The following is an 11647-nucleotide window of genomic DNA, read 5'->3' as shown; positions in this document are numbered from 1 at the left end:
ACCTGCTGGACGGCCCGCCACGTGAAAGCGCGAGGCTAGTACTCCAGTACGGGTTCGCGATCTTGTCGGTTCCGTGGTCTACCGTCCCTGACCATGGGCTACGACGTGCACATCACGCGGCGTGAGAACTGATGGGACGAGCAGGGGGGGCGGACATCAGCACAGAGGAGTGGGAGGCGGCAGTCGCTGCCGATCCCGGCCTGGTGATGTTCCCGACCCCGGAAGGCGGTTGGCGCGTGCCGTATCAGGCACCCCGTCCGGTCGTCGGGGCGAGGGCGAACGTTGCTTGATGCGGCACTAGGCACCGTCCGCCCCTGCGCCCGCCTACTGCGGCGTAGATCGGTGCCTGCTCGGCATGCAGGACCGTTTCTCCGGCCTCATCGGGCCCCGGACACCTGGCAGAAGATCCGTCGTCACACTCTGCCAACCGCCTGAGGAGCTGTTGTCGTCCTGAGTTTGAGGGGGGTGTCGGTCGAGCGCTCAGGACATTGGCAGGAAGAAGTTCCCTGATCACTTTGGGCACCTTCTTGAGGTAGTCAGCCGCTCCTGCTAGGGCGCGTATCTGGTTGTGATCAATTTGCAGGTTCTGCCCTCGTGGTGGGCCCTGGTCCGGTAGATCGTGTTGTGTGACGCGAGTGCAACTGACGGACACCGAGTGGGAGTTCATCGAGCCGTACCTGCCGATCGGCGAGTACGGCCCCTACCCCGAGCGGCTACACCAGCAGTCCGAAGGACCGGGGCGGTCAACTCACCCTAGGGGCACGCATAACGCGTTAGTCATGCCTCAAGGCGCAGGTTCTGGCGCTTTGATGCCCAGTACAGTCGCTCCTCGGGATGCACACCGACCTTGGCGCGGTCGTGGCCGTCGCCGCGCGCGAGGGACGGCGCGAAGTGCCATGTACCCGCCTTGCTCGGATGCTGCAGCAGGCCCGTGCACGGCAGGCGGACGCTGATGTCGGCCGTCATGCCCTCGTCGCGGTTGTCTCGGTAGCCCACGGTCACAGCAATCGGCCCGTTGGGGCCAGCGTCCTCGTCGTTGGAGTTCTCCGTCATGGCGATCCACTCCTCCAGCGGACGGTACCCCTCCATCACCACCTCCTTGACCTCGCCGGCCCCCATCCAGAACGTCTCACCGAGTGGCTGCGGCGCGAGCTGCCCGGGCTGGCGCTCGAGGTCGCCGTTGACCGTCACCTCGCACCCCACGCCGCCGTTCCGGATAGTCAAGGTTGCCCGCAGCCCGATGAGCGTTCCAGCGTCCGCAGTGGTATTGAACTCCTGCTGCGGCGGCCATGGTTGCCCAGGCGCGAAGGCGTCGGCCGTGTTGAAGCGCAGCGGCGGCCAGGAGACCGGGCCCGCAGACACGGACAGGGTCGGCGCAGCACTGTCTATACGGCTTCGGATGGATTCGCGCAGAGCACGTTCCGCCGTAGCGTTGGCGCTCTGTGACAGGCCGTTAGCTTCTTCAGCGGTGCGCTTGGCCTTGAGGCTGATGACGGTGGGAACGATGAAGGCGGCAACGGCGACCGCCAGGCCGCCGAGGGCTATCCAGTCCGACGTCTGCATTTCGGCAACCTAGGGGCGCCCGCTGTGGGTGGGCAAGTTCAGCCAGCGGGTCACGGTCCCGCAACTGGCATCACATCGCCTTCACACGACTGCCAGTCTGGCGCCCTCACCGATCCCGAGGAGCAGCGCCATGACCGCACCCGTACCGCCCGGAGCCCCCGTCCCTGGCAGCAGTCAGCGCAAGCTCGGAGGCCTGATCGGGGCCGGGGCGCTCGTGCTCCTGATCGCCACGGCAGGCATCGCGGGCGCAGTCCTCGGGCCGTCGAAGACCAAGGCCGTGGCCGCATCCTCCCCGACGGCCACCTCCTCGAGCAGTCCCGCCGTCAGCGCCCCGCCGTCGACCACAGCGCCGGCCGCCACGCCATCCCCGTCGCCGACGACCGCCGCCCCGAAGCCGACACCCACAGCCACCAGCGCGGCGCCGCTACCGAGCCCCAGCAGCTACCTGGCGCCGGCCTCCGCCCGGAACAAAGCGGCGGGCATCCTCCGCGCCAACAACGCCTACTACCTCGCCGAGTTCAACCACGGCGTCAACGTCGTCCTCGACCGTGGCCAGCCCAACAGCTACCCCGCCTTCTACGCCTGGTACCAGAAGGCGCAGACCGCTGACCCGCAGCCCGCCATGACGGCGTTCAAGCAGGCCGACGCGGTGTTCAACGCGGACGACGAACCCCAGTCGATCAGCGACTGGCGCGACGACAACGTCACGATGACCAGTGACATGGCGCAGATGGCCAACGACGGCCTGGGTGTCGGCGGCCCCGACGACGCGTCGGCCCGTCAGCGGGTTGAGGCGGACATCAAGCAGTTCCAGAAGGACTACGCCGCGGTGGTCAAGGACGCCGACAACGTCGCCGCCGGGAAGTAGGCCACTGAGGGCCGCTCAACGCCCGAGCCGCTGCTGGTGCAGGAGCAGCAGGGCCGCCACGGCGTTCGCCGACTTGACCTCGCCCTTGGCGACCAGGCTGGGCACCTGCGACAGCGGTACCCACTCGCGGCGCTCGGACTCGAAGTCGTCTTCGGGGTGGCCGACGTACTTGGCGCCGTCGGCCCAGTAGATGTGGTGGCGGGCGTCGGTCAGCCCGTTGGACGGCTCCACGGTCAGCAGCTCGTGCAGTTCGCCGCCTCGCCAGCCTGTCTCTTCCAGCAGCTCCCGGGCGGCGGCCTGCTCGATGGTCTCCCCGTCGTCGACCACGCCGGCGGGCAGCTCCCAGCCCCAGCTGTCGGTGATGAACCGGTGCCGCCACAGCAGCAGTACCTCGTCGCGGTCGTTCACCGCGGCGACCAGGGCGACGGGCCGCAGCCGCATCAGGTAGTGGTCGAGGTGCCGGCCGTCGGGTAGCTCGACGTCCGCGAGGTTGATCTTGAACCACTTGTTCTCGTAGACCGTGTGCTCGCCGAGGTTCTTCCACACCGACACGCCGCTGCTCCTGACCGTTGGCTTTGCCGGTCAGCCTAGGGCAGCCACGGGCAGGTCAGAACGGCACGGACAAGGTGGCGTCGATCTGCTCGACCACACCGCGGGCGGGACCGGTGCGGTACCGGGAGAGCTTTCCGCGTAGCACCACGAACCGGTCCCGTAGGCGCTGCGACTCCATGCCTGCCGCGGCGTCGAGGGCGGCGCGGGCGTGGGCGGCGGCCTGGTCGACGTCGCCCCGGCCGAGGTCGACGGTGGTGAGGGTGGCCAGGCGGTGGACGCGTCCGCGGGCGTGCGTCTGGGCCTGGACGGCCTCCTGCGCGTAGCTGCCCGCAGGGCTCCAGTCCTCCAGGCTGATGAGCGCCTCCGCCAACTGTGCCTCGACGAGCCCGGGTTGTACGTAGCCGGTCTCCGGCGGCTCCTCTTCGCGGCGGATCCGCGCTGCTGCCTTCTCCGCGCGATCCATGGCGCGGTGCGCGGCCTGGATGTCTCCCATCCTGGCGAAGGCCTTGGCTTGCATGGCGTTGAGGTCGGTTGCGAGCGCCGGACTGATCTCGTCCCCGGCAGCACGCAGGGCGGCCTCGGCGAAGGCGACGGCCTGCCGGTAGTCCTTGAGGAACACGGCCTGGTTCACCAGCAGCGCGATGACGTAGGCGCCGAACGCCCGGTCCCCGGACGCCTTCGCCAGGCGCAGGGCCTGGTGGAAGTAGCGCTGCGCCAGGCCCTGGCTGTCGCTGTCGTAGGCGCAGATACCGGCGATCGCGGCGAGGCCCCCGGACGTCCGGTAGAGGGAGCGGCCGACGGCGTCGGTGTAGGAGCCGCGGAGCAGCGGGGCGGTGTGGCCGGTCAGGAAGCCGACGATGCGGTTCCTGGTGGCCACTCCGCCGGCCGAGCGGTACATGCTCTCGTAGCGCTGTCGGGCGGCCTTGAGCATCTCGACGTCGCTGGTGCCGACCCGCGGGGTGCCGGGCCGGGAGACGTCGACGTCATCCGGCGGGTTCTCCCACTCCCACACAGGCAGGATCGCGGCAGTTCCGGTGGTGGCTGCGGTCGACTCCAGCCCAGGTCGACGCTGCTCATCCGAGCGCCACAGGGCGGTGGCTCGCTGGACGAAGCCGGAGAGCTCGGTCGGTGCGGGGGCGGTACCGGGCTTGCCCATGCCGATGTCGTCGAGGCTGATCGGCCGCTCCAGCCGACTGGCGAGGATGTCGCAGATCAGGTCGGGAACGTTGCCGCGAGGTCGCTGGCCCTTCACCCACCGGCCGACCGCGGTGTGGTCGTAGCTGGCCTTGAAGCCCCGCTGAGCAGCGAGCTTGTTGACGCGGGCGGCGAGCCCGGCATGAGACATGCCGGCTTCGTCGATGAGGGCGTCGAGCAGGGTGTTGGGCTCCATGGCTTCCCCGGCTGGATGGTGACGTTCCGTCAGATGACCGTAGCTCAGGGCGTTTCACACGGGGTGTGAATCGCATGCCTGCCCCGCAGGCCCGCACACGCTGCCGCTGGCTGGAATTCGGCGCAACGCTTGATCCACGAGAGATCGAGGTGAATCCGATGACGGTCCAGCCGGCGCCCCCGACGTATCAGAACCCGCCGACCCGGGCGCAGTTGCACGCGGAGGCGTGCATCGACTGCGGCACCACCGAGGGGCCGCTGACGCCGGTTGGCCACGTCTTCACGCCTGGCCGGGAGCGCGGCTCACAGCTGGGCTGGGCGGTCGTCGCGTGCCGGCGTTGCGCCGGAGGGGAGCAGAAGTGAGCACGTGGATTCAGCCGACGCCCGCAGGGCTGTCGTCGGCGAAGGCGTTCCGGTTCCATCTGGACGCCCAGGCGCTGGCCGACGCCGAGGGCATGAGCCTGCTGCGGGTGGACCGCGGCGATCTGATGCTGGCCGTCGGCCGGCTGCGCTCCGCCCTCGACGACGCCCTGCGGATGGTCGGCGAGCTGGCCGCCACCCAGGTCCACCCGCACGCCGAGACCACCGTGGGCACGTGGAGGTGGTCGGCATGACGTGGACTATCGACCCGGTGCGGCGGGCGCATGACGATGACCGGGCGTACTTGGACTCGCTGTCGTGGCGGCCGGGGCGCTGTCACTTCTGCCGCTACCACGTCGCGCAGACGACGGAGTTCGCGCACATCGAGCAGGGCACGCTGCCCGGGTACGCGCTGATGGTCTGCCTCGAGCATGCCGCCTACGAGTTGACCCTGTCCCGGGCTGAGGCGGTCAACGCCGGCCGTGCGTTCGTGCCAGACATCCGCCGGCTGGCGCGATGAGAGTCTCCCGCCCGGCCGGTCTCGTGGAGGTGACCGGTACGGGCGGGCACAAGCTGCCGCCCGGGAAGCGAACCTTCCCTCCCGTCCCGGGCGGCGACTCACTGGGCACCACCTGCAACGACGGCATGTGAGGAGCAGGCTGGAGGCATGCGGTTCCGTCCGGGTGCACTCATCGTCGCTGGATGCGTGGCCACCCTGTTGACCGCCTGCGGTTCGAGCCATCCGGCTCCCTCGGCGTCGCCGACCGCCCCGACATCCAGTGCACCGGCGACATCGCCGGCACCGACCGTCAGAGGCCTCAGCGAGGACTCCACCTGCGCCGACTACCTTCGGGCCAGCCAGGACGATCAGTACGCATGGCTGACCGACGTGGTTCATCGCCACTATCCGGCACAGGCGACCGGACCGAGCGCGAGCGGATTCGAAGTCGACGTCAAGGTGTCCATGCTTGCGGACCTGCTCAACAGCGAGTGTCCAGATCAGCGGGGCACCCAACTGAGCACGATCTTGGGGTTCAGCGGAGCGACCAGCCCTTCACCCTAGTACCCCGAGATCGCAGAAGCCGGGTGCCTGCGGCGGCCTCGCCCAGGTGGCAGGCGGCCTGTGAGCTGCACCAGCGCGCCAAGGGACCAATACTTGTTGCGTGCGAAGGAGGTTGCGCCATGAAGCGAACCGTGGCCTTCGTCGCCGCAGGCTGCCTCGGCCTCGCAGCCCTTGCCGGATGCGACAGCGGAGCCAAGGTCACCAACAGTCTGACCGCCCCAGCAACGCCGTCCGAGTCCGCAACCGCTCCAGCACCCGAGAGCAGCCCACCGGCGACGGCGGAGCAGCCGACATCCCCTACGGCGGTCACCACTCGACCTGCCACAGTGGGAGACACCCTTACGATCAAGGGGCAGATCGCAGGCAACAAGATCACGGTGACCCTGCTCAAGGTGACCGACCCGGTTACGGCAAACAACGACTTCGAGTCACCCGATCCTGGCAAGCACTGGGTGGGCCTCAAGTTCAGGGTCACGAACTCCGGGACGAACGTCTATGACGACTCCCCGGAGAACGACATCACGGGCTACACCACGGCCGACGAGCAGTTCACGAACGCCTTTGTCAGTGGCATCAACGAGGGAGCGCTGCTCGACCCTAGCGCCTCGTTCCGGCTGGCGCCCGGAGAGAGCGCGGTTGGTTACGTCGTCGTAGAACTGCCGACCGGAGCACACGTAGGCAGGGTGATCTACACGCCCGCGAGCGGCACGTCCAACGTCTCAGCGGAGTGGAAGGTTCGATAGTCGAAGGCGTCACGCCGGCGGCGGGTCGAACATGATCCGGGCCTGGCACTCGAAGTCGTGCGGGGGCATGCCGCCGTCGCCGCGGCAGTCGGGGCATAGGGGTTCGCGGCCGGGCCCGGGGTTCGGCTTGCCGGGGTCGAGGCCGAAGCCGGCGCAGCGCTGGCACAGGTTCCGCTCCGGCGGCGGGCAGCTACAGAGGATGCTCGGGTAGTTCACATCGCCTCAACGAGCTAGGGCCCTGCAGAACGGATTCCTCTCCGCCTAGTTCACCCCCGCGGTCGACCCGTCGCGCGCATGAGTACGATCACCGCTCTGCGGTCACATCGACCGCACAGGGAGGGGAATCCGTGAAGAGAGGTCTCAAACACGCGCTCGCCGTCGCCGCCGCGACACTGTCGGCGCTTGCCGCGGTTCCCGGGAGCGCGCATGCGGCGAGTGGTCCGGCGTTCGCTGGGCGGGGCTACGACAACACCGTCGGCGTGCCGCACTCCATGAGGGAGGGCCGTACCTACTATGCGCACGTGGTACCGGCAGACGTCGAAGTACACGCTGGAAAACTTTGCTGCCGCCCTCGGTGTCTGGACGTCCACCAGTACCCAGCGCGGCATCTCCGTCGACTGGTTGAACCCGGCCACGCACCGCTGGCAGCACGCCAACTACGACGCTTTCGGCACCTACACGCTGGCCGCGGCGGGGAACTCGTACCTGGCGCTGGTGGCGCCTGGCAAGTGGGCTCGGATTGACTTCCGCATCAAGTTCACCACGGCCGCCAGGACCGGAACCTGGCACGTGATGCCCATGGTTCCAGGGGCGTACAGCCTGCTGAACTCGAAGGGTCAAAGCGTGGATGCGAGCCTGCGGCAGGATCCGTGGGAGCAGTTTGCATTCAAGGTCTACCGCTGATGCCTGAGTGAGCGACATGTGACAGCCCCCGGTCCGCGAGTGCGGCCGGGGCTTCGTGATTCCTAGGGAGTGCCGGACGGCGTGGCCAGGGCGCAGCGCAAGCCGAGCTCAGGCGGCCCATACTCCGCGAGCGGCCAGGAAGCTTTCAAGTTCAGCAGACTGCTCGTTGGTCAGTGCTCCTTCGGGCAGCACTGCAGCGGAGTAGTGCTTGGAGGTGAACACCCAGAGCCCGTTGTGCCGCCGCACCTTCTTGATCTTGGACCACATGACATGTACCGGCTTGCTGGCGACGGCAAAGGCAAAGCCCTCCTCCGTGAAGGTGACGCCTCGCTCTGGACCAGCCGCGCTGAGTCTCCGCGCCAGCAGGCGCACACGTACCTCCATCGCCAAGAAGCCGAGCAGTAGGAGGCAGCCACAAGCCAGCGCCTCAAGTCGGAGAAGCCGCGGGAGAACCGGCAGGAAGTAGAGCAGGCAGAGTCCTGGCGCCAGGGCAATCTGCAAGTAAGGGCGTTCGATGACTGACAGCCAGAGCCTGCCGGCCTCACCCGGGGCGACGGTGTAGTGCGTTTCGATGTGCATGGTCTCCGCCTCGTTCAGCTCAGGTCAGCTTGGCGAGGATAGCGACGAGACCGGACCAACCTCTATCGCCTCTGCGTACTGGCAGAGAAGGAGTCATCCATTGCGGGTCGGGCCGCCGATGGCCTTGGCGAACATCCCCTTCGCGGTCACGTGGTTGTGCGTGACGAACGTGTCCCCGCCGGCTGCCCGGCGGAGCGGACCGACGCCGCGGAGCAGCTGNACGAGCGTGGCGCCGCCCGCCCACAGGGCCATGACGAGCGTGGCGCCGCCCGCCCACAGGGCCATGACGAGCGTTGCGGTCAGCAGCCCGGCCGACGCGGAGGCGACCGCGCCAACGCCGTACCCGATCCCGGCCGCTGCTCCGCCGAGGCCGATGCCGCCGCCGAGGGCGACGACCGCGATGTCCTTCGCCCGCCCAGACATGCGGGAGTGGTCGGCCAGTTCGGCGCGCAGCTGGGCGTTCTGCACCGCGAGGGCGGTCCTCTCCTGGCCACGGGCCCGCTCGTGGGCCAGCAGCCCGACGACGAGATCGGCGGGCAGCACCGCCGGCGGAGGCGCTACTACCGGCACGGACGGGCGGTACTGGGTGGGCAGCGCCGCAGTCTCCTGCTGCTCCGCCAGGTAGGCGCGGAGGTCCGGGCGCAGGGGTTCGGTGGTCACGTCGATCTCTCCTACCGGGTGCCGCGCTGGTGCAGGCGCACGGAGTGGGTGTGGATGCGGCGGCCTATGCGGACGCGCTGTCCGGTGCCGTGGCAGCGGGGGCAGTTGACGGACCGTCGCAGAACGCGGGTGAGGGTGCGGCCGAGGCCGGCGCAGCGGCGGCAGGGCGCGAACGGGTGCGCCCAGCACAGCCACGCGTACCGCGCGCCGGCTATGAGGGCGGCGCCGCTAGCAAGCAGCAGGACGAGGGTCATGGAATGGCCTCCCGGGCCGTATTGAGGATGTGGGCGAACGTGGCTGCTAGCCGCTAGATGCCAGGTCAGGGCAGGTTTTGGCCGCTAGTGGGGGTGCTAGACCTAACAGGGCTGTCTGCTAGGCCCAGCACCCCCAGCGGCGGCTACTTGGCGCGCTTGCGGGCGTCGTAGGCGGCGACGAGGGCGGCCCGTGCGGTGCCCCGGCGGGTGGTGCCGCGGCCGTCGTCGGTGGTGCCCCACACGTCCAGCGCGGTCACCCCGAACGGACCGCCCCGACGAAGGACTCGGACGCTCCCGGGGCGGCCTGACCTGCAAAATCCACCTCGCCGGTGAAGGCGGACGCCGGCCGCCGGCCCTGCTCATCACGCCCGGGCAGTGGGGCGACAACCACAGCTGATCCCGATCCTGGAACGGATCCGGGTCAAGCGGCTGGGCGGCGGGCACCCACGCACCCGCCCCGACCACCTCGGCGGCGACAAGGCCTACAGCTCCCGGCGGAACCGCCGCTACCTGCGCAGACGCCAGATCAAGCACACCATCCCCGAGCCGAAGGACCAGCGGGCCAACCGTCGACGCCGAGGCAGCCGAGGCGGAAGACCGGCCGGCTTCGACAAGGAGATGTACAAGCGCCGCAACGAGGTCGAGCGCCGATCAACCAGCTCAAGCACTCCAGGGCCGTGGCCACCCGCTAAGGTAGGTTCCTCCCGGGCAGCTACCCGATTGAGTGTCCAACTGCGCTACAACCGCGGCGTACGGAGGCGGACGAGCACGACCGTTCGGGGATCGTTCCTCCAGGCCACGCAGGCTCTGGCCGCTGATCACATGGCGCGCGGAGAGGCTTCGGGACGAAGAGGTCAGGGGTCAACGCCGCGTGGTGTCCGGCGGCCCATTCCGCCTGGCAGCGACGAACGCGGCTGCGTCTCAAGAGCTGTGGGGGGTGGCCTTGCGTCGGGTCTTCGCGAGGTAGAGGTCGACGTACCGGGTGAGGATCAGCGCGTCCTGGGGGTCGTCGGCCCGGAAGGTGACGCGACGCAGCAGGCTGACCTCGTCGAGGGCGGCGCCCTCGCGGGCGAGGACGAAGACGAGGGCGAGGAAGGCGGACCGGGCGTTGCCGTCGTCGAACGGGTGGAAGAAGCACACGTCGAGATAGGCGCGGGCGGCCCGAGCGGTCAACGCCAGGGGACGCTCGGCGCCCGGTTCACTCTGCGCCAGGCAGGCGTCCAGGCGGGCACGGGTGTCCGGGCCGAAGCCGTAGCGCTCGCGGCCGCCCTTGGCGAAGGCGGGCAGGCTGCGGAACACCGGCAGCCGCGGGGTGCCCAGGACGTGCTGCTGCCAGCCGCGCAGCAGTTCGAAGTCGAGCAAGGCACCCCGTGCCGCGTCGGCCCGCACCTGTTCCAGCGCGGCAAGCAGCCCCTCGGCCCGGGCCCGGTCCACGGCGGCGTCGAACGCGCGGATGTCCTCGGCCGCGCCGTCGCGCGACGGCGTCACCGGCCCCTCGGCGCCGCCGGCCGAGGCGTTTTGCCAGGGCACGGCCTCGCGGACCTCGAGCCAGCGCTGCAGATGGTCCGGCGCGGGCCCGGCGGGCCGCCCCCCGTCGTCGTGGCCGTTGTTTGGGCGCAGCGACAGCGCGAGGCGTTCGGCGACGTCCTCGACGAGCACCGTGTCGGGCCCGGTCCAGCTGTGGAACCGGCCGCCGATCGCCTGGTCGACCAGCTCCCGGGCGGCGTCGCGTGGGACTCCCCAGCGGCTGAGGAACCAGGTGAGCACCTGCCGGCAGTGCCCGTACCAGCCACCGTCGCAGCAGGTGCGGTCCGCCACCTGCCAGATCAGGTTGCGGGCGGCGCGCTCCCACAGAATCCGCTGGTCCTCGACCGCAGCCAGGTCCAGGGGGTACCGCTCGAACCCCCCGGCCAGGGCCTCCAGCCACGCGCGCCACTCGCACAGCGCCGCGACGACCCGGGTGAGGGTCTCCTGCGGGGTGGTGATCGAGTCCCGCGGACAGCACCAGTTCCCGACCGGTCCCCCGTCGGCGTGCCTCCAGTGCCAGCCCACGGTCCAGCGGCCGTAGCGTTCCACGAGGGCATGAGACATCGCGTCGGCCCAGGCAGAGCCGAGCAAACCTGCCCCTTGGGGTCCAAGGTCGTACATCCGGCGGGGCGCTCCGCCTGGACCCCAAGGGGCAGGCCCGCTCCACGAGCGTGTGGGTCGATGGCGGACGGGATGGCAGGGGCGAGGGCGTGGTCCTACGCGTGCTCCCCAGCTTCATAGAGCCGATAGCCGAGCGGTTGCCGGGGGTTCCCCGTCGGTCCGGCAGCCCACAAGAGCCGCTCTGCGTCTGGCCCTTGCTCATCTGGTCCCCCCGGCTTACCACCAGGGCTTGCAACGACTCGGACGTGGGCGCAGACGACGAAGCCGTCAGGCTGAGCTGATTCCAGGATCAGGCACAGCGTGAATGGCCGATTCGGCGGGAAGATGTCGCCCGCCGATGCGTCCAGGAGCGTCCGACGTTCCTCCGGGTTGGCTGCCCGGATGGTCAGCGGCTCAAAGCTCTGATGAAGGTTCATCGCCGCAACGCCGTCGAACCAGACGTCCACCGTCTCGTCGTCATCGGAGGCCGCGAGACTGCGAAGCATCAGCGTCATGTGCCCCACGCCGTAGCGCCACACGCGGAAGTGCCGCGCGATGGTGTAGCTCGTCGTCAGGCTGCCCTCTG

The 11647-nt window shown here is 69.4% G+C and carries 14 protein-coding genes and 1 pseudogene; 8 read left to right on the top strand and 7 right to left on the bottom strand.

Annotated elements, in window-relative coordinates:
• Positions 1-777 precede the first annotated feature (777 nt).
• Positions 778-1563 carry a hypothetical protein gene (locus tag ACFP3V_RS23840; RefSeq protein WP_380587048.1) on the bottom strand — a complete coding sequence of 262 codons (786 nt, stop codon included), beginning with the start codon at positions 1561-1563 and terminating at the stop codon, positions 778-780.
• A gap of 130 nt (positions 1564-1693) precedes the next feature.
• On the opposite strand from ACFP3V_RS23840, the gene ACFP3V_RS23835 reads away from it, so the two are divergent.
• Positions 1694-2431 carry a hypothetical protein gene (locus tag ACFP3V_RS23835; RefSeq protein ID WP_380587045.1) on the top strand — a complete coding sequence of 246 codons (738 nt, stop codon included), beginning with the start codon at positions 1694-1696 and terminating at the stop codon, positions 2429-2431.
• Positions 2432-2446: 15 nt separating this feature from the next.
• Here ACFP3V_RS23835 and ACFP3V_RS23830 read toward each other — a convergent pair whose 3' ends face one another.
• Positions 2447-2983: an NUDIX hydrolase gene (locus tag ACFP3V_RS23830; RefSeq protein ID WP_380587042.1), complete on the bottom strand. Its 537-nt coding sequence runs from the start codon at positions 2981-2983 to the stop codon at positions 2447-2449.
• 55 nt (positions 2984-3038) lie between these two features.
• Positions 3039-4373 carry a transcriptional regulator gene (locus ACFP3V_RS23825; protein WP_380587039.1) on the bottom strand — a complete coding sequence of 445 codons (1335 nt, stop codon included), beginning with the start codon at positions 4371-4373 and terminating at the stop codon, positions 3039-3041.
• Between the two features lie 74 nt (positions 4374-4447).
• Here ACFP3V_RS23825 and ACFP3V_RS23820 point away from each other — a divergent pair, with 74 nt between their 5' ends.
• From ACFP3V_RS23820 to ACFP3V_RS23795, 6 genes are all read left to right on the top strand, one after another.
• The gene (locus ACFP3V_RS23820) at positions 4448-4735 is read left to right on the top strand and encodes a hypothetical protein (protein WP_380587036.1); all 288 of its coding nucleotides are present in this window, start codon (positions 4448-4450) and stop codon (positions 4733-4735) included.
• Positions 4732-4986 carry a hypothetical protein gene (locus ACFP3V_RS23815; RefSeq protein WP_380587033.1) on the top strand — a complete coding sequence of 85 codons (255 nt, stop codon included), beginning with the start codon at positions 4732-4734 and terminating at the stop codon, positions 4984-4986. The genes ACFP3V_RS23820 and ACFP3V_RS23815 overlap by 4 nt, the downstream gene beginning before the upstream one ends.
• On the top strand, positions 4983-5252 hold the full coding sequence (locus tag ACFP3V_RS23810) for a hypothetical protein (RefSeq protein WP_380587031.1): 270 nt from the start codon (positions 4983-4985) through the stop codon (positions 5250-5252). Before ACFP3V_RS23815 ends, ACFP3V_RS23810 begins: the two co-directional genes overlap by 4 nt.
• Before the next feature lie 147 nt (positions 5253-5399).
• Positions 5400-5795, top strand: a complete 396-nt coding sequence (locus ACFP3V_RS23805; protein WP_380587028.1) for a hypothetical protein — start codon at positions 5400-5402, stop codon at positions 5793-5795.
• 119 nt (positions 5796-5914) lie between these two features.
• Positions 5915-6538, top strand: a complete 624-nt coding sequence (locus ACFP3V_RS23800; protein ID WP_380587026.1) for a DUF4352 domain-containing protein — start codon at positions 5915-5917, stop codon at positions 6536-6538.
• A 513-nt stretch (positions 6539-7051) separates the two neighbouring features.
• Positions 7052-7441 (top strand): hypothetical protein, encoded by a 390-nt coding sequence (locus ACFP3V_RS23795; protein WP_380587023.1) that lies wholly within the window; start codon positions 7052-7054, stop codon positions 7439-7441.
• Positions 7442-7549: 108 nt separating this feature from the next.
• Here the strand turns inward: ACFP3V_RS23795 and ACFP3V_RS23790 are convergent, their stop codons facing one another.
• Positions 7550-8020, bottom strand: coding sequence for a YcxB family protein (locus tag ACFP3V_RS23790; RefSeq protein WP_380587020.1), 471 nt, complete (start codon positions 8018-8020; stop codon positions 7550-7552).
• 671 nt (positions 8021-8691) lie between these two features.
• Entirely contained in the window at positions 8692-8934 is a 243-nt protein-coding gene (locus tag ACFP3V_RS23785; RefSeq protein WP_380587018.1) for a hypothetical protein, read from the bottom strand.
• A gap of 250 nt (positions 8935-9184) precedes the next feature.
• On the opposite strand from ACFP3V_RS23785, the pseudogene ACFP3V_RS23780 reads away from it, so the two are divergent.
• Positions 9185-9623 (top strand): annotated as a pseudogene (locus ACFP3V_RS23780) (transposase); the annotation flags it as partial.
• Between the two features lie 232 nt (positions 9624-9855).
• Here ACFP3V_RS23780 and ACFP3V_RS23775 read toward each other — a convergent pair.
• Together ACFP3V_RS23775 and ACFP3V_RS23770 are read right to left on the bottom strand one after the other, a co-directional pair.
• Complete coding sequence (locus ACFP3V_RS23775; RefSeq protein WP_380587015.1) at positions 9856-11010, bottom strand: Fic family protein; 1155 nt, start codon at positions 11008-11010, stop codon at positions 9856-9858.
• Between the two features lie 167 nt (positions 11011-11177).
• Positions 11178-11647: hypothetical protein (locus ACFP3V_RS23770; protein ID WP_380587012.1), on the bottom strand; the 470-nt coding region annotated here is incomplete at its 5' end.

It is taken from the genome of Streptacidiphilus monticola (genome assembly GCF_042658505.1).
GTDB classification, from domain to species: domain Bacteria; phylum Actinomycetota; class Actinomycetes; order Streptomycetales; family Streptomycetaceae; genus Streptacidiphilus; species Streptacidiphilus monticola.
The sequence above is the reverse complement of the archived record's forward strand: the minus strand, read 5'-3'. Positions and strand labels throughout refer to the sequence as shown.